We start from the raw sequence: 17,584 nt of genomic DNA, 5'->3' as shown, positions 1-17,584 counted from the left end.
AACTTATTCCATAACTATATACAAACTCTTTAATCTAATCCTTTATGGTGCTTAATTTAATAATCATGAGCCTTAATAACAATTATCAAATAGTTGACAATGAAAATCAACTTCACTAATGAATATGCAGGCGATAATAAAAAAAATTACTATTTGAGCGTGAGGAACTATGAAAGATATTATTGATATTGTTGGAGCACATGTTGAGTTACAAAAAAAAGAGCAGGATATAGTTCACCTGACTGTTCATCAATTTGCTGAATCCCTTGGAAATGCAATTGATGCTAAAGATGCTTGTACAAGTTCACATTCAGAAGATGTAGCTGTTATCTCGCAGGCAATCGGAATGCAGATGGGGCTTGCTTTAGATAAATGCGAGGCTTTACACGTTGCCGGACATCTTCATGATATAGGTAAAATTGGAATTCCTGATTCAATTTTGAAGAAAAATGGATCTTTGACTGATGAAGAATATGAAGTGGTAAAGCTGCATCCAGTAACAGGCGCTGAAATTGTCGGTCCGGTTACAGTTTTTTCTGGAGATAACGGCATCGCAAAGATGATATTACATCATCATGAAAGATTTGACGGTAAAGGATATCCTGCTGGATTAAAGGGGAATGATATTCCGTTTGGGTCGCGAATAATAGCGGTTGCAGATACATTGTCTGCTATGATGCAGGACCGACCTTATAGAAAAGCAATCGCTTTTGAACATGTTTTGGGAGAAATTAAATGGTGCTCCGGGACACAGCTGGATCCGACTGTTGTTAAAGCCTTTATGAAGATTTCCGATAAGGTTGGAAAATATTTGTCTGATATGCGAACTTTGAATGAAGATGATTTAATTGCACATATTAAAACTTTATAACTCATTTAAAAGATAATATTTACAAACTTTTATGGCGATTCATCTTTTTTTCTAAAGCTCGTACAGCAAGTGAGCACGGAAATGTAAGTAAAAAATACAGAACTATTACTACGGACCAAATTTCAAAAGTACGGTACGTGGCAGACATAAGTTCCTGTCCTGCAAAAGTTAATTCTTGTATCGAAATAACTGAAACTATTGAGGAATCTTTTATTGTTGAAATGAATTGTCCCGCCAGAGTCGGTAAAGATTGTGAAAATGCTTGTGGCAGGATTATGTAAATAAATTGTTTACGGCGGTTGAATCCTAGCGCCTTAGACGCTTCCCACTGTTCGACGTCAATGGATTCAATTCCAGCACGTACAATTTCAGTAATGTATGCCCCTTCAAACAGGGACATGGTGAGTACTCCCGAAAGAAAAGCAGGGAGTTGCTCAATGGGACCGAATAAAAAAGTTAGAAACGGAAAATCCTTATCATCAAGAGAATAAGAAAGCTCTGTTATTCCCGTAAGGTTCATTAATTGATCGCCTAGGAAATAATAGAAGATAAAAATTAATACCAATGGCGGAATATTGCGAATAAGCCCGACGTAAGAGCTTGAAATCATACGGTAGAGTGGACGTGAGCTTACTCTGAAAATGCCCATTACTGTGCCGATAATCAGTGCAAAAATGATTGACCATACGGAAAGACGCAGCGTCACCAAAAGTCCCTGTGTGAGCTGCCCGGCTTTCCACGTTTCTGTAACCTGATCATATCTTATGATATAATTGGGTATTACAGACCAGTTCCAATGGTAATTAAGCTGCGTAACAATATGATAGGAAAGAGTGGATAACACCCCTATGATAACTGCAAGAAGCAATATATCAAGGGATGTTATCCTTTTATGAGTATTATTCATTCTTAATAAGTTACTCTACGAGGGATTCCCATTGGGCTGTTTTAAACCAATAATTAAAACGAGATTCGAGCCAGCCTTCTGAGTTGGTAACTTTAATCCAATTATTGAGATAATTGAGAAAATCAGGGTCACTTTTCCTAATGGCAAAGCCGATAGGTTCTTTGGTGAAGTCATCTTTAAGCGGCAGGTAAAGTTTTTCGGGATATTTTTGAGCAAGATTGGAAGGGAGCGGGTTGGATGCGATCAGGCATGCCACTCGACCGTTAAGAAGTTCCTGAATTGACGCAGCTTCATCACTGAATTTGAGAAGAGTTGCTTTTGGCAGAAAGTTTTGAGCGGCTTTTTCCGCTGTTGTACCTAGACGAACAGAAACGTTTGTAGCCGGGTTATTAAAATCCGCAAGTGATTTTTTACCAGACGCCGCTGATTTGCTGGCAATAATGGACATCCCTGTGAATTCGTAGGGATCAGAAAAGTTAACTTTTAAGTTGCGTTTTGGAGTAATTCCCATTCCACCGATAATTATATCAAATTTTCCAGTGAGAAGAGCGGGAATAATACCGTCCCATTTGGTGGGTATAAATCTGATCTTTACGCCCATATCTTCTGCAAGGCGTTTGGCTACATCAATTTCAAATCCAATAAAATCACCGTTTTTATCTTTCATTGCCCACGGTTTGAATGTTGAAAATCCCACGCGCAGAGTTTGATTTTTTTGAATGGTTTCAAGTGTGCTTTCCTGTGCCAGATTTTGTCTGACATTCCCGGCCCATACCGCAGTTGAAACCCCTATGATCAGGATTACGGCTGCAAGCCCTGTGTTAATGGTTCTCCACAAAGTCATTAGAATTCCTCCATTTTAAGAATAATACTTACCATGCACTTTTAAAGCTTTCAGCAAGCCTGTCCAGCGTCCACGAAAGTAAAAGCGTTACAACAAGATATGCTGCCGCGACTGTAAACCAAATTTCAAAAGTTAGAAATGTTTCTGATATTATTGATTGCCCCTGCATCGTCAGGTCGTAAATTGCAACGGTGCTGACAAGGGCGGAATCTTTGACAAGCGCTATGGCCTGTCCGGCAAGCGGAGGAGCTATTCGAGGAATTGCTTGAGGAAGAATCACATTCATATAGGCAAATTTTGTATTCCCTCCTAAGCTGAATGCGGCTTCCCATTGACCTTTATCAATTGAAGTAATTCCAGACCTGAAGATTTCTGACGCATAGGCTCCTTCAAAGAGACTCAAGGCGATAACTGCGGACCAGAATCCGCTGATATTCAGTATCGGGGAAACGACAAAGTATATAAAAAAAAGTTGGATAAGCAGTGGAGTATTACGGACAATTTCGAGATACAGGCGGGCAATGCTGTTCCCCACAAATGAGTCGGAAAGACGCAAAATAGCGGTTCCAAGTCCTATAATAAAAGTAAGAACGAACCCCAGTCCCGTAATTTTTAAAGTGACCAAAAGTCCTTTTAACAAAGGTCCGGAGATAAATTCGTGATTTGAATATGTGAAAATGAAATCGGGAATTCTAAACCACTGCCAATTGTAACCAAGTTTTTCAGTTCCTTGGTATAAAAAAAAGCTGCCGACAGCTAATAATAGAATAAAAAGAAAGAGATCCCCAAAAAATAGTCTTCTTTTTTGGGCACATTGATTAATGGAGTTGTTTTTGAACATATTTTTTATGATTACTATTAATTACAGTACAAATCTAGAGTTGTTTTTTTATAACTAATAAATAACGACAGTCAAAGGCAGACCCTGACGCTATTTATAGTGATTAAGAGTTGAATTTATCTATTTAATATTGAAAAGGTGTAGCTTGGTTATGTTTTTTTAATAATTTAGTATATTAGTTTAGATGATTAAATTAAAAATATTACGTAATAAGAGGGCGTTGTGAATAATCAAAAAATAAAGTTTATTCAACAGTGTTTGAATAAAGATAACGCAAATTTAATTGTTGACGGTATTGCAGGTCAGGCAACCATTTCCGCCATAAGAGCTGTTTTAGCTGTAGCGGAAGATTGGACAGAAAAAAGTTGTTTAGTGGGATATATCCAATTTCTTGCGACTCGCAGTGGAGTTGAATGTGGTCCGCTTGATGGATATTGGGGAATTAAAACTTCTTCTGCGTACGATTTAATTCTTTCTAAAAATGACAATGAAGAAAATTTTAAAATTCCAACTTGGCCTAATTCTTCGATGAAAGAGTTAGTTCATTGTTATGGACAGATTGGTGTGAATCAAACCCGTATAACTTTGCCTTATCCTCATAAGTTAGCGTGGGACACGGATACGATTGTAAATTCATATTTATGTCATGAAAAAGTTCATGACAGTCTTAAAAGAGTTCTTACGCGTACCTTACTGCATTATGGAAATGAAAAAATCGAACAATTGAATCTAAATCTTTGGGGTGGCTGTTTAAATGTTCGGACAATGAGAGGCGGTGCTAAACCATCTACTCACAGTTGGGGGATTGCTGTTGACTATGACCCCGGTCATAACCAACTTAAATGGGGCCGCGATAAGGCTTTATTTGCAAAGTCTGAATATGATGCCTGGTGGAGTTTCTGGGAAGAAGACGGTTGGACAAGTCTGGGACGTACAAAAGATAGAGACTGGATGCATATACAAGCTGCTAATTTGTAACAAATCCCCTCCAACCAAATGGTCGGAGGGGATTTAAATCTTAAGTGATTCGCTTTAAAAGCTAGATCATATCAGAAACTTTTTTCATCAAACGGACAAGCTGATTGGAGAAACTGGCTTCATTATCATACCAGATGATGAGTTTCAGCAATTTACCGTCCATTACTGAAGTCAAAGGACCATCGACAACACCACCGTGGGTGTCACCGAGATAGTCAGTAGAAACCAGAGGCATTTCTGTATAGCCCATATTTTCAGTTGCCGCTTTTTTTAGAACTGCGTTGACTTCTTCTGCGGTGGTCTCTTTTGCAAGGTCGCAAGTAAGATCAACAAGTGACACATTAGGAGTTGGAACGCGAACGGACATGCCGTCCAGCTTTCCTTTGAGTTCAGGAATAACCAGCGTTACAGCTTTTGCCGCGCCCGTAGTTGTCGGAACCATATTGACAGCGCATGCTCTTGCTCTACGGATATCAGAGTGAGAACCGTCCAGAACTCTCTGACTCATTGTGTATGCATGGATTGTAGTCATGAGACCACGTTCAATTCCGAAAGCATCATTTATTACTTTCGCAACCGGAGCAAGACAGTTGGTAGTACAGGAAGCTGCGGACACGATTTTATGCTCAGGCTTTAGGTCGCCGTCGTTTACGCCCATAACAACTGTTATGTCAGAATCGATTCCGGGAGCACTGATTACAACCCTTTTAGCACCGCATGCCATAGCTTTTTCACAGCTTTCGCGATCACGGAATTTACCTGTGGATTCAACAACGAGATCACACCCGAGTTCTCCCCAAATCCACTCACCTGGAGCACAGCGGGTAACTTTGATCTGTTTGCCGTTGATAGTAAATCCATCTTTATTTGCTACGACTTCAGCATTGAATTTTCCGTGCACAGAATCATGCTTTAGAAGAAGAGCAAGGTCTTCGTTAGAAGCGCGCGCATTTACTGCAACAAGATCAAAATCTTTGCTATCGTGAATAAGTCTAGTTAGGTAACGACCGATTCTTCCAAATCCATTAATACCAACTTTTACAGCCATCATTTACTCCTTCTAAAATATAAGCCGCCTTAATAAAGGCGGCTATAATATAGTTTATGCTTTTCCAGAGCATCCCAGAACATTTGTGATTTTATGGCGAACCATTTCTTTCACTGCTTTGCGGGCTTCGCCGAGATATCCTCTGGGGTCAAATTCTGCGGGATTTTCAGCCAAAAATTTGCGAATGACCGCAGTCATCGCAAGACGGATATCCGTATCAATATTAATCTTACAAACTGCTTTGGAAGCTGCTTTACGAAGGAGATCTTCAGGAACTCCTTTTGCTCCGCCGATATCGCCGCCAAATTCATTTGCCATTTTTACAAATTCAGGAACAACGCTTGATGCGCCGTGTAATACTATTGGAAAATCGGGGATTAATGAAGCAATTTTATCAAGACGATCAAAGTCCAGTTTTGCTTCTCCGGTAAATTTATATGCACCGTGGCTTGTACCTATAGCGATAGCAAGAGAGTCACAGCCTGTGCGTTCTACGAATTCAACAGCTTCATCAGGGTCTGTGTAAATATGTTCATCGGAGGAAACATCTTCTTCAACTCCGGCAAGTCTACCGAGCTCAGCCTCTACCCATACGCCTTTATCATGTGCATATGTTACGACTTTTTTAGTCATAGCAATGTTTTCTTCAAATGGAAGATGTGACCCATCAATCATTACAGAGGAAAATCCGCCGTCAATTACTTCTTTACACATTTCGAAGTTAGGGCCGTGGTCAAGGTGGAGAACAACAGGTAGATCAGTTTTTTCAAGAGCGGCTTCCATCAACTTAATGATATATCTCTGGCCTGCATATTTGCGGGCTCCTGCGGAAACCTGAAGAATAACAGGGGCGTTTTCTTCGCTACCTGCCTCCATGATACCCTGAATGATTTCCATGTTGTTTACATTAAATGCTCCAATGGCGTAACCACCGGCATAAGCTCCTTCGAACATCTCTTTAGGTGAAACGAGTGGCATAAACTCCTCCTTGGTAGAATGAATGAAGTAAAATCTTTGCAAAAATGGTAACGCTGAACTGAAACAGCAACTGCTATAATCTTAAAAATACAGAGTACAGAGCTTATGAATCAGAGAAATTTACCGCTTTTGGGTTCCAAATATTAAATATATACACTAGGTAGAAACTAAATGTCTATAAACAGTTTAAAAGCATATCGATTATATGTCGAATGATTGTTCAAGAGTTACAATTGCTTCTCTATCTGTAAAATCAAAATGAAGCGGGGTCATTGTTATATGACCTTTTGTAAGTAAATCCCGATCAGTACCGGGGCTGATATTTTCTTTCGGCATAATCCCGTCCAGCCAGTAATAAGGCTGACCGCGCGGATCTTTCCGGACATCATACCAATCCTGCCAAGAGACTCTGGTGTGTCTGCAAAATTGAATTTTACGTGTGTCAGCCATTGTCAAAGCCGGAAAATTAAGGTTCAAAACTGTTTTTTCAGCCAGTTTGGACCATGGAATTTTATTAAGCATTTCAACACAGCAGTCCGCCTGCTCAGTAAGATCAGTGGGATTAAAGCCGTCATAAGAAACAGCCAAAGCCGATATTCCCATGAGAGCTCCTTCCGTTGCGGCTGAAACTGTACCGGAATAGAGTATGTCAACACCGGTGTTGGCTCCGTTATTGATGCCGGATATGACAATATCCGGTTTTACATCAAGCAGGGTAGTCAAACCGAGCTTAACACAATCAACTGGAGTCCCATAAACACCAAACCCTGAAAAACCTTCCTCTTCAAACATTTTAACGCGAAGAGGGGAAGAAAGGGATACGGCATGTCCTACAGCAGATTGTTCAGTAACAGGTGCAACAACCTGAACATTCAAACCTGCGTTCTTCATGCTGCGGTATAAGGCTCTTAAGCCGACGGCTTGAATTCCGTCATCGTTTGTCAAAAGTATGTTCATAATATTTTTCAATTGAAAAAAAAATTGGACAGTCTTCTAATGGTTTGTCTATGAATACAAGTTAGAAGCAGTTTACATTATGCCAGCGGCTACAGTAAAAAACAAACGCCTTGTGGCGAGGTATCAAAGCAACTCGGGAATAGCAAGAAGTGTCGCAAAAAACTACATATATTAAAGATCTTATTAATGGTTTAAGAATCAGAGACATTTTTCTGATTTCTGATGCTCAGATTCGGGAATCCAAGAATGGACCTTTCTGGAATCTAAAGTTGCAGGATAATTCCGGTTCAGTAGAAGCTAAAATCTGGAGTCCGCTAAGTCAGGCATTTGCAGGCCTTGAAGCGGGGATGTTTGTAGTTGCCGGAGGGATGGTCGGTTCATATAGAGATCAACCGCAACTTACAATTGAACAGCTTGAAATACTTGATCCTGATCAATCTGAGCTTGAAATATCGGACTTTTTACCTTCAAGCCCGCAAAAGCCTGAAGAAATGATGCAGGAATTAGATTACATGGTGGCAGAACATATGGTTCATCCACCGTGGAAAAAGTTTTGCCGTAAGGTTTTAAAAAATGAAGAAATTCATAAACGGCTACTTAGCGCAACAGGAGCAAAGACTGTCCATCATGCATATGTCGGAGGTCTTTTAGAACATACTCTTGCTGTTGCTAAGCTTTGTATGTCCATTTGCAATAATTACCCGCAGGTTGACAGACAGGTTGTGCTTGCCGCGGCAATTTTTCATGATCTAGGCAAGGCTTGGGAACTCTCCGGAGGCCTAAAAAATGACTACACCGATGAAGGTCGTCTTCTAGGGCATATACATATCGGAGTTGAAGTTTTAGAACCTTTTCTCCAACGATCTAAGGAGTTGGATAATAAGTTAAAGCTTCACTTTAAGCATTTAATATTGTCTCATCACGGTGAATATGAGTACGGTGCGCCGAAACGACCCAAAACTCCTGAGGCGTTCATTTTACATTTTGCCGATAATATTGATGCCAAAATGAATACAATTTTTGCTGAACTTGATAAATTGGAAGGAGTCGAAAGCAACTGGACTCCATATCAACGTTTTCTTGATAGGTATCTATATAGATCGGAAAAATCACCATGTGATAACAACCCCCAATCTGACATTAAAAAATCGGAGGCTCAATGTTCATTACCTTTGAAGGCATAGAAGGAACTGGAAAGACTACGCAGATAAAGCGTTTGGTAAAATTTCTAGAAGAGTCCGGACATGGAGTGGATGTAACACTGGAGCCGGGTGGAAGCAGAATAGGTAAAGAGTTACGTAAGATTCTTCTTAATATGGATAGTACCGATATTACAGGACAGTGCGAGTTTTTTCTTTACCTTGCAGATAGAGCCCAGCATGTCAGCCAGGTGATTCGTCCAGCCATTGAAGCTGACCGGATTGTCATTTCTGACCGATTTGCTGACTCTACTATAGTGTATCAAGGATATGGACGAGGCCTTGACCCAAAACTGTTACGTGAACTTAATGAAGTAGCTGTTTCTGGATGTTGGCCGGATTTAACGATACTACTTGATATCGAACCGGAATTAGGTCTTAAACGAGCTACGACCAGAAATTTAGATGAAAATAAAATTCAGGAAGAAGGTCGTTTTGAAGCTGAATCAATTGAGTTTCATTCCAGAGTCAGAGAAGGGTATTTGACATGGGCAGCACTTAATAACGAAAGAATTTTTGTAATTAATGCGGATCAGACGCCGGATGAAATATTTTCTCAAATTAAAGAGAAAGTTTTAGAAGTTATCGAAAAGGGTAAAAATTAATTATAAATTAAGTATTTTAATTATCCAATATATTTATTTTATTGAGTATTACAGTAGCTCCGTTTCTTGTTTAAGGAACGGAGCTACTTTTTTTTGTTAGGTAACACGAATCCCCCACATGTAGCACATGATGCCATGTTATTCCAGCTATCAAGTATTTTATTTTTAAGATATTATTTATTATAAACGTAATCTTTAATGCATAAGAAATTAGGATCGGTGTTATATGGTGCTGTTTTTGTCTATAAAAGACGCAATAAGCCATCTAAATCCATAATTTTGCATTTGTGGTTGACGCAGTCATAGTTAAATGGTTTATTTCTAATTGAAATATTCAATAGCTAAGCAGTTGCTTGGACTAGAGAACTGATTTTTGCATACGCATTACATCAAGTTGCAACTGTAAACTGATCACGGGGTTTGTATTCACGTTTTTAGGAATTGGATATGTTTCTAATTCCACCTTAAAAACTGTGTTGTCAGGGGGTAACTCTCACTGATTTTTAACTAGAGGATGGAGGTTTTTATGAAATTCTCTGTGGGACTCGGAAAGGATGGAGCGGAAAAACGCCTGGAGCAGAATGGTGTATCCCGCCGTGACTTTATGAAGTTCTGCGCAACAACTGCCGCTGTTATGGGTATGGGACCGGCTTTTGCTCCTACAATAGCTGAAGCTCTTACTCAAAAAAGGCGTCCTTCTGTTGTTTATCTGCACATGGCCGAATGTACCGGCTGTTCAGAAGCAGTTCTTCGTACTGTTTCTCCTTACATTGATGCTTTGATTCTAGACACGATTTCTCTTGATTATCATGAAACGATTATGGCTGCCGCCGGACATGCTGCTGAAGAAGCACTGCATGAAGCAATCAACGCTCCAGAAGGATTTATCTGTGTAATAGAAGGTGGAATTCCTACTATTGAAGATGGTGCGTGGGGTAAGGTTGCCGGTAAATCAATGCTTGAAATTTGTCAGGAAATAGTTCCTAAAGCAATGGCTACCATCTGTATCGGCACATGTGCCTGTTACGGAGGGGTTCAGGCCGCAGCACCTAATCCATCACAGGCAAAGGGCGTCAGTGAAGCTCTTGGCGGAATTACTACTGTAAATCTTCCAGGCTGCCCGACAAACCCGTATAATTTCGTAGGAACAGTTGTTCATTACCTGACCAAAGGTATTCCTGAACTTGATAGCGATGGTCGCCCCGTCATTTTTTATGGCGAATCAGTTCACGACAACTGTCCCAGACTCAAACATTTTGAAGCTGATGAATTTGCACCATCCTTTAGTTCCGAAGAAGCTAGAAAAGGCTACTGTCTTTACGAGCTGGGCTGTAAAGGACCGGACACCTACAATAATTGCCCGAAAGTCAAGTTTAATCAGACTAACTGGCCTGTTGAAGCTGGACATCCATGCATCGGCTGTAGTGAGCCAAACTTCTGGGATGAGATGAGTCCGTTCTACGAACCGAGTTAATATCATCTTTCTATATGGAAGTTTGTTGAAGTTACATTCTATTTTCTGGAGGATTGTATATGTCTGGTTGCAAGTCAAAGTCGGGGCCTGCTGTAATGGCCACCCCCTTCGATAAGAACTACACTGGTCCCGTCACGGTTGACCCGCTTACTCGAATCGAAGGACATTTGAAAATCGAAGTTGAAGTTGAAAATGGTAAAGTAAGCAACGTTTGGAGTAGTGCTCAGCTCTTCCGCGGTCTTGAAATTATTCTCAAAGGCCGTGATCCAAGAGATGCTCAGCATTTCACACAGCGTTCATGCGGTGTTTGTACTTATGTACATGCCCTTGCTTCCACCCGCGCTGTAGAAAACGCTATCGGTGTAGATAAAGTTCTACCTGAAAATGCTAAAATTATCCGTAACTTAGTTATGGGTTCTCAGTACCTGCATGATCATATCGTTCATTTCTATCATCTCCATGCCCTTGATTGGGTTGACGTAGTCAGCGGCCTTCAGGCCGACCCTGTTAAGGCTGCAAAGCTCGCTAACAGCATGTCTTCACGTGTGACCAAACCTGAAGATCTCAAAGCTGTTCAAGTAAAATTGAAAGCTTTTGTTGATTCCGGACAACTTGGTATTTTCACCAATGCTTACTTCCTCGGCGGTCATGATGCTTACTATCTGAAACCCGAAGAAAACCTCATCGCAACAGCTCATTACCTCGAAGGTCTACATCTTCAGGTTAAAGCAGCCCGCGCAATGGCTGTTTTCGGTGCAAAGAATCCACATCCGCAGTTTACCATCGTAGGTGGTGTAACTTGTTACGAGTCTTTATCAAAAGAACGTATTCAAGAGTTTAAAGATCTTTACAATGAAACTAAAAAATTCGTTGATGAATGCTACATTCCTGACCTGTTAATGGTAGCTTCCTACTATAAAGATTGGGCTGGAATCGGCGGAACCAGTAACTTCCTGAGCTTCGGTGAATTCCCGTCTGTTGAAAATGATATCGACAGCCGTTTCATTCCTCAGGGTGTAATCATGAATCGTGACCTTAAAAACGTTATGAATTTTGATCCTGCATCAATCAAAGAAGATATTAAACACAGCTGGTATAAGGGAGAGTCTTCACTCCATCCTTATGAAGGCGAAACTGATCCTCAGTATACTTCTTACGAAGACAGAGACCGCTACTCATGGATGAAAGCTCCTCGCTATAAAGGCGAATCCATGGAAGTCGGTCCTCTTGCTCACGTTCTCACAGCATACGCTAGAGGACATAAAGACTTCGTACCTGTTGTTAACAGTGTTCTCAGTCATCTTGGAGTCGGAGCAGATGCTCTATTCTCTACTCTTGGCCGTACTGCAGCTCGCGGTATTGAAACCACTGTTGTGGCTAACACCATGTCAGAATGGGTTAATAACCTCGAAGACAACATCAGTTCCGGCAACACAGACATCGCAGTTGAGTGGGATATGCCCGATGAAGCTGAAGGTGTCGGATTCGTCGGCGCACCTCGTGGTGCTCTTTCTCACTGGATTAAGATTAAAGACAAAAAAATCGAGAACTTCCAGCTTGTTGTTCCTTCAACATGGAACCTCGGACCCCGCTGTAATCAGAACAAAATGTCTGCGGTTGAAGAAGCCCTTGTTGGGACTCCGATTGCTGATCCTAAACGTCCGGTTGAAATCCTCCGTACTGTTCATTCATACGATCCTTGCATTGCTTGTGGTGTGCATGTTATCGATGCAAGAACGAATGAGGTTCATAAATTCAAAGTAATGTAAGGCCCTGAGTTTCCGACTACTTAACGGGAATCCGGCTTTTCCGGGTTCCCGTTTTCTATTTAAAAGGATTAAGATGTCTGAAAGTAAAAAAATTTTAGTTCTAGGAGTTGGAAACATTCTTTTCACCGATGAAGGTATCGGTGTAAAGGTTGTAACCGATCTGCAAAAAGAATTTTCTTTTTCTCCCAACGTCACACTTATGGATGGCGGAACTCTGGGAACCGTTCTTATGGGGCCCATAATGGAATGTGACATGCTTATAGTGGTAGATGCGGTGCTTGGAGACGGTGAACCCGGATCTGTTTATCGCTTGACAGGAGAGGATTTGCGTAGGAGTCTGGCATTTAAAGATTCCATGCATCAGACTGACTTACTTGATACATTAGTTTTATGTGATCTATGCGACAGCCGTCCTGATTGTGTTGTTGTAGGGGTTGAGCCTTTTGATTACGAGACTATGTGCGAGCATGTTTCTGATACTGTTAAAGCACAATTTCCTATTATGAAAGAAAGAGTGCTTGAAGAAGTTATCGCTGCCGGCGGTTCCTATAAAACAGCATAAGTCTGCACCAACCGTAAATAAGGGGTTTTTTCATGTGTTTAGCTATTCCTGTTGAAATTGAGTCCATTAACGACAAGGTTGCCCGTTGTCGCGTGGGTGAAGGTGAAACATATCTTGATGCTTCGTTGATGCTTATGGCTGATGAAGTTAAGGTAGGGGATTATCTGATAGTTCATGCTGGATTTGCGTTAAGAAAACTGGAAACATCTGAAGCAGAAGAAACTCTTAAAATATTAAGAGAAATGCTTAGTTTAGCTGACGGAACAAAACCAGAAGCTTGCGGTTTTTAAGTATAAAACTTTTTTGATTGATTTTATTAAAGTTTCTTTCTGAAAGATAAAGCCCGTAATCTTATTTCTAAGATTACGGGCTTTATAATAACTACGAAAGTAATCAATTTATTTTTTAAACTTTAATCACGCGGAGCAGGATAAGAATCAAGGTGTGGCTTTATAGCTTTGCCAAGCCAGTTAATTGCCATTCCAAGATGATTCATATTACGTAATCCTTCCGCATCATTTTTCACATCGCCTTTTTCTCTACCATAACCCATGTTCCAATAAGTCGACCCTGGAACAATCATCTGGCTCATGAGAAACATATGGTTGATAGTGTCATAAACATGAGTTGCTCCGCCGCGGCGAACAGCAACTACAGCTGCTCCGATTTTACCACGTAGGACCTGGTCATTTGCAATGGATACAATCCCTGCGCGATCTAACACTCCTTTAAGCTCAGCCGAAACATCTGTGAAATATGTAGGTGATCCGAAAATAAGAGCATCAGCTCTCATAATCTTTTCAAATAGTTCATTGAAATTATCTGTTTTTATCACACATTTATTATCTTTATTTTCCATGCATTTATAACAAGCCATACATCCATGCATAGGCTTTCCGCCCACACGAATAAGTTCAGTTTCCCAACCTGCTTCGGTTAATGGTTCCAGAGCTGTATTCAGTAATATTTCAGTGTTCCCTCCTTTACGAGGACTGCCGTTGATAGCTAAAGCGTACATTTGATTTCTCCTTATTGAATTTCTAAGATAATGAACAATACCCCATTCTTCTTTTTTTACAAGTACCAACTTATTTGTTATGTACTTACACAAAAGATAGTATAAAGAGGTTTTATTATGACGTGCAGTATGAAAAATCTTAACGGCAAAGAGTATAAATGTTTTTTTGAGCTTACTTTACTTGTTATTGGTGGCAAATGGAAACCTATAATTTTATATTTCTTGTTTCGAGAGAAAGTTTTGCGCTTCGGAGAACTTAGAAAAAGAATTCCGGAAGTAACTGAACGAATGCTGACAAAACAACTCCGTGAACTTGAATCCGATGGTCTGGTTCATCGAGAAGTGTATAAGGTCGTCCCGCCTAAAGTTGAATATACGCTAACTCCCATAGGAGAACGTTTGATTCCTGTTTTAGAAAGTATGCGGAAATGGGGAGTGGAGTATGAAGAGTTTCTGTATGATGGAGAAGTTTTAAAGGGCGATGGATACGAAAAAAAATAAGCCGTTATTTCTCTTGTTCATTTTAAAAGATTAATGATAATTTTGCATATCATAAATATTTAGACTCAAAGTTGGTACAATATGATTAATAAAGATAGAATTTTAAGTTTATTTTTAGATTTAGTTAAAATTGATAGTCCTTCCCTCAAAGAAAAAAATGTTGCAGATTATCTCTGCTCTTTGATGCAGGATAAAGGATATGAAATTATAAAGGATAATGCCGGAAAGGCATGCGGTGGAAATACCGGGAATATCTTTGTTCAAATTCCAGCAACGGGTGACGGAGATCCTATCGCTTTTTCTGCTCATATGGATTGTGTAAATCCATGTTGCGGAGTTGTTCCTGTTGTTAAAGACGACGTTGTGTACAGCTCGGGTGACACTGTTTTAGGTGGCGATGATAAAGCAGGGCTGGCGATAATGATTGAGGCATTAAAACATCTTGAAGAAGAGTCTATTCCTCATCCTGAGATTTATTTAATGTTTTCCATTTGTGAAGAATCCGGCATGCACGGCGCTAAAAATATGGATGCCACTTTATTACCTGCTAAAAATGTTATTGTGCTCGATTCAGGCGGAGCGGTTGGTACCATTGTTATTAAGGCTCCTGCTAAGGCTGGAATTAAGATTGTTTTTAAAGGTAAATCAGCTCATGCGGGCATCACTCCTGAATCGGGAATAAGTGCTATCCAGATTGCAGCTGAGGCTGTCACTCATATGAATCTGCTTCGCATAGACAAAGAAACTACTGCAAACCTCGGAAGTATTGAAGGCGGCGGGTCGACAAATATTGTAACTGAGCAGGTTACGCTTTCTGCTGAAGCCCGTTCCACAAACGAAGAATCCTTGCAGAGTCAACTTGATCACATGAAAAAATGTTGTGTGGATGCAGCTGATAATTTTGGTGGAGCTTGCGACTTTGATTATGAAATTTCATATCCGGCTCTTCATGTAGACGAAAGCAGCATGCTTTTGGCTAAAGTGGAACAAAGTTGTAAGAATATAAGTCTTTCTTCCAGTCGCGTTTCAACTGGAGGCGGCAGTGATTCCAATATTCTTTATGGAAAAGGGTATGACGTTTTAACGCTCGGAATTGGTATGAGCAAGGTGCACACTGTCGAGGAATTTATTAAAATTAAATCCATGACCGATTGCGCGGAATTGGTTGCTGATATTATGAAGAGCTAGTTAATTTCTGTTAAGTTATTTAAACGAATAGAGCCCTCAGTTTTATAAACTGAGGGCTCTATTCGTGAATAATTATAAAAATAAAAATTGTTACTATAAGCCTAAAGAAGCGAGTAAATCGTCGACTTCACCTTGATCGCTTCCTTCGGTTGGACCTTGTAATTCGCTCATCTGTGTCTCAGCTACTTGATCCAATTCCTCAAGTGATTTTTCTGGAGTCTTTTCACGAGCTTTAATTTTTAGTCCGGTAGACATGTACAAATCTAAAACTATTTTTTCGACGCTTTTAATAGTATCAACAATAATTTTAATTCGTTGTCCTGTGAGATCTTGAAAACTGAGCGTTGTCATAATGTTCATGAGATCTTCGCCAAGAGTATGATTAATCTTACCAAGTTCTTCACGTTGTTCTTTTTTTACTCCACCGGATTCAAAGCCTTTAACAATAGCTGCAAGGGCGAACTGCATATCCTGAAGTTTTTCAACAATATCCATTATGTCCTGAGTGGCTTTTTCCGTTGTCCGCATGATCGCATCCAATTGATCGGATGCTTCGTTGAACAAATCATCGGGGTTCGCATCAACTGAAACAGATATAGAGGATGTTGGACCTTTTTTAGCTTTTGCGACTTCCTGATAAATATCTTTAAGTCCGCTTTGAAGATCTTCGTTAATCCGACGATAAAATTCCCCTTCAAGAAGTGTTTTAGACATGCTTTTGGAAATTTCTTTCTGGATCGCTAAGGTGATGCTTTCTTTCAAGCTTTTAGTCAGGTCCGCAGAAACTTTTTCCATCATGTCTCGCACGATTTGATCATCGTTAACCACAGTACACTCCTTCGGGGATCTCGTTTTTAGGATATTTTATCGGTCCGAATTCGTTCGCGTTGTTCACTGAACACGAATTTAATTATAGCCTCAAGGTCATGTTCTTTTATGTTTTTAAATTTCAGAGACCATGTGTCTGCATTCTGTCCTGCTTCAGCTATTCCTTTTGTACTGACCATACGCAGAGGGAACTTATCCAAAACAAGAACAACCTCCATGACACATTTGGGCTTTAATTTGGAATCCGTTCTAAAGGTTATTCCGTTACCGGAAATTTCCAGAACTTCAATATCAATTGGAAAATCTTTAGAAATATCTTTTACACTCTGAACACCAAGAAGTTGATCAAGTTTTCGATCAATTTCAATAAGATAAACCCTCAACCATTCTGGCACCTTAGAGTCATCAAGGTCTTCAGCTGGATGTTTTTTCCCACCTCCGAATCCTCTAAAAAGAGGCTGATTGCTAAGGGACGCAGAAATTCTTCCGTATCCTTTGATCCGGGTTTTTATGCTTGAATAATCAGTGGTGTGGTCCATTATGTAGTCCTATTTTCTTTCTCCTGCGGATCAATTTCCATTGCTCTGACGGGGCATATTTTGGTGCACAATCCACATGCAGTACATTTTTCAAGTTCAAAAAGAACTTTGCGAGACTGCATATCCAATGAAAGAGCTCCGGTAGGGCACATGGCAAGGCACATTCCGCAGTGCATACATGATTCTTCGTCTCTGGATATTTTTTGTGTAACCGGTATGATTTTAATTCTATTTTCTTTCAGGTAATTTATTCCCTTATGAAATTCTTCTTCAGGTCCGGTAATTTCAAGAGTCATATTCCCTTCATGGCGAGGGTTTATGTCTGCTTTTAAAATATTAAAACTTAAATCATATAATTTACCAAGGTTACAGATAACAGGGCGACCTGAAACGTTTGGAGGAAATGACAAGTGGACTATTTTATTGAAATTTTTGTTTTCAGTCATTTTATTTATTCCAATTAAAAGATTTATAAAG

20 protein-coding genes are annotated in these 17,584 nt (G+C 40.0%); 10 read left to right on the top strand and 10 right to left on the bottom strand.

What is annotated here, in order from left to right; genetic code table 11:
• Positions 1–169: 169 nt before the first annotated feature.
• A complete protein-coding gene (locus JEY82_RS09725) occupies positions 170–871 on the top strand; it encodes an HD-GYP domain-containing protein (protein WP_304085213.1) in 702 nt (233 codons plus the stop codon).
• 19 nt (positions 872–890) lie between these two features.
• Here the strand turns inward: JEY82_RS09725 and JEY82_RS09720 are convergent, their stop codons facing one another.
• The 3 genes from JEY82_RS09720 to JEY82_RS09710 are packed head-to-tail and all read right to left on the bottom strand — an operon-like array spanning position 891 to position 3,463.
• Positions 891–1,778: an amino acid ABC transporter permease gene (locus tag JEY82_RS09720; RefSeq protein ID WP_304085212.1), complete on the bottom strand. Its 888-nt coding sequence runs from the start codon at positions 1,776–1,778 to the stop codon at positions 891–893.
• A gap of 10 nt (positions 1,779–1,788) precedes the next feature.
• Positions 1,789–2,622, bottom strand: a complete 834-nt coding sequence (locus JEY82_RS09715) for a transporter substrate-binding domain-containing protein (RefSeq protein WP_304085211.1) — start codon at positions 2,620–2,622, stop codon at positions 1,789–1,791.
• 28 nt (positions 2,623–2,650) lie between these two features.
• Positions 2,651–3,463 carry an amino acid ABC transporter permease gene (locus JEY82_RS09710; RefSeq protein ID WP_304085210.1) on the bottom strand — a complete coding sequence of 271 codons (813 nt, stop codon included), beginning with the start codon at positions 3,461–3,463 and terminating at the stop codon, positions 2,651–2,653.
• 222 nt (positions 3,464–3,685) lie between these two features.
• Between JEY82_RS09710 and JEY82_RS09705 the strand changes: the two genes are divergently transcribed.
• Complete coding sequence (locus tag JEY82_RS09705) at positions 3,686–4,441, top strand: hypothetical protein (RefSeq protein WP_304085209.1); 756 nt, start codon at positions 3,686–3,688, stop codon at positions 4,439–4,441.
• A gap of 61 nt (positions 4,442–4,502) precedes the next feature.
• On the opposite strand, the gene gap is transcribed toward JEY82_RS09705, so the two are convergent.
• The 3 genes from gap to surE all read right to left on the bottom strand — a co-directional run bounded on the left by gap (position 4,503) and on the right by surE (position 7,424).
• A complete protein-coding gene (gene gap, locus JEY82_RS09700; protein ID WP_304085208.1) occupies positions 4,503–5,489 on the bottom strand; it encodes a type I glyceraldehyde-3-phosphate dehydrogenase in 987 nt (328 codons plus the stop codon).
• A 54-nt stretch (positions 5,490–5,543) separates the two neighbouring features.
• On the bottom strand, positions 5,544–6,467 hold the full coding sequence (gene fba, locus JEY82_RS09695; protein ID WP_304085207.1) for a class II fructose-1,6-bisphosphate aldolase: 924 nt from the start codon (positions 6,465–6,467) through the stop codon (positions 5,544–5,546).
• A gap of 201 nt (positions 6,468–6,668) precedes the next feature.
• Complete coding sequence (surE, locus tag JEY82_RS09690) at positions 6,669–7,424, bottom strand: 5'/3'-nucleotidase SurE (protein ID WP_304085206.1); 756 nt, start codon at positions 7,422–7,424, stop codon at positions 6,669–6,671.
• 149 nt (positions 7,425–7,573) lie between these two features.
• Between surE and JEY82_RS09685 the strand changes: the two genes are divergently transcribed.
• The 6 genes from JEY82_RS09685 (at position 7,574) to JEY82_RS09660 (ending at position 13,323) form a co-directional block, all read left to right on the top strand.
• The gene (locus JEY82_RS09685) at positions 7,574–8,608 is read left to right on the top strand and encodes a 3'-5' exoribonuclease YhaM family protein (RefSeq protein ID WP_304085205.1); all 1,035 of its coding nucleotides are present in this window, start codon (positions 7,574–7,576) and stop codon (positions 8,606–8,608) included.
• Positions 8,584–9,228: a dTMP kinase gene (gene tmk, locus JEY82_RS09680; protein WP_304085204.1), complete on the top strand. Its 645-nt coding sequence runs from the start codon at positions 8,584–8,586 to the stop codon at positions 9,226–9,228. Before JEY82_RS09685 ends, tmk begins: the two co-directional genes overlap by 25 nt.
• 526 nt (positions 9,229–9,754) lie before the next feature.
• Positions 9,755–10,702 (top strand): hydrogenase small subunit, encoded by a 948-nt coding sequence (locus JEY82_RS09675; protein WP_304085203.1) that lies wholly within the window; start codon positions 9,755–9,757, stop codon positions 10,700–10,702.
• 59 nt (positions 10,703–10,761) lie between these two features.
• On the top strand, positions 10,762–12,471 hold the full coding sequence (locus tag JEY82_RS09670; RefSeq protein WP_304085202.1) for a nickel-dependent hydrogenase large subunit: 1,710 nt from the start codon (positions 10,762–10,764) through the stop codon (positions 12,469–12,471).
• A 73-nt stretch (positions 12,472–12,544) separates the two neighbouring features.
• On the top strand, positions 12,545–13,033 hold the full coding sequence (locus JEY82_RS09665; RefSeq protein ID WP_092161531.1) for a HyaD/HybD family hydrogenase maturation endopeptidase: 489 nt from the start codon (positions 12,545–12,547) through the stop codon (positions 13,031–13,033).
• Between the two features lie 32 nt (positions 13,034–13,065).
• Positions 13,066–13,323, top strand: a complete 258-nt coding sequence (locus JEY82_RS09660; RefSeq protein WP_092161529.1) for a HypC/HybG/HupF family hydrogenase formation chaperone — start codon at positions 13,066–13,068, stop codon at positions 13,321–13,323.
• 122 nt (positions 13,324–13,445) lie between these two features.
• Here the strand turns inward: JEY82_RS09660 and JEY82_RS09655 are convergent, their stop codons facing one another.
• The gene (locus JEY82_RS09655; protein WP_304085201.1) at positions 13,446–14,051 is read right to left on the bottom strand and encodes a flavodoxin family protein; all 606 of its coding nucleotides are present in this window, start codon (positions 14,049–14,051) and stop codon (positions 13,446–13,448) included.
• Positions 14,052–14,168: 117 nt separating this feature from the next.
• Between JEY82_RS09655 and JEY82_RS09650 the strand changes: the two genes are divergently transcribed.
• Positions 14,169–14,552 carry a helix-turn-helix domain-containing protein gene (locus JEY82_RS09650; RefSeq protein ID WP_304085200.1) on the top strand — a complete coding sequence of 128 codons (384 nt, stop codon included), beginning with the start codon at positions 14,169–14,171 and terminating at the stop codon, positions 14,550–14,552.
• An 81-nt stretch (positions 14,553–14,633) separates the two neighbouring features.
• Positions 14,634–15,740, top strand: coding sequence for a M20/M25/M40 family metallo-hydrolase (locus JEY82_RS09645; RefSeq protein ID WP_304085199.1), 1,107 nt, complete (start codon positions 14,634–14,636; stop codon positions 15,738–15,740).
• A gap of 93 nt (positions 15,741–15,833) precedes the next feature.
• Here JEY82_RS09645 and JEY82_RS09640 read toward each other — a convergent pair whose 3' ends face one another.
• From JEY82_RS09640 to JEY82_RS09630, 3 genes are read right to left on the bottom strand one after another with little or no spacing between them, the layout of a single operon-like run.
• Positions 15,834–16,568 carry a protein phosphatase CheZ gene (locus tag JEY82_RS09640; protein ID WP_304085198.1) on the bottom strand — a complete coding sequence of 245 codons (735 nt, stop codon included), beginning with the start codon at positions 16,566–16,568 and terminating at the stop codon, positions 15,834–15,836.
• Between the two features lie 26 nt (positions 16,569–16,594).
• On the bottom strand, positions 16,595–17,107 hold the full coding sequence (locus JEY82_RS09635) for a hypothetical protein (RefSeq protein ID WP_304085197.1): 513 nt from the start codon (positions 17,105–17,107) through the stop codon (positions 16,595–16,597).
• Complete coding sequence (locus JEY82_RS09630) at positions 17,107–17,553, bottom strand: 4Fe-4S dicluster domain-containing protein (protein WP_304085196.1); 447 nt, start codon at positions 17,551–17,553, stop codon at positions 17,107–17,109. The genes JEY82_RS09635 and JEY82_RS09630 overlap by 1 nt, the downstream gene beginning before the upstream one ends.
• Between the last annotated feature and the right edge of the window lie 31 nt (positions 17,554–17,584).

The sequence above is a fragment of the Maridesulfovibrio ferrireducens genome (genome assembly GCF_016342405.1).
In the GTDB taxonomy this organism is placed as follows: Bacteria; Desulfobacterota; Desulfovibrionia; order Desulfovibrionales; family Desulfovibrionaceae; genus Maridesulfovibrio; species Maridesulfovibrio ferrireducens_A.
Note: the sequence above shows the minus strand (reverse complement) of the source record. Positions and strands in the feature narration are given on the sequence as shown.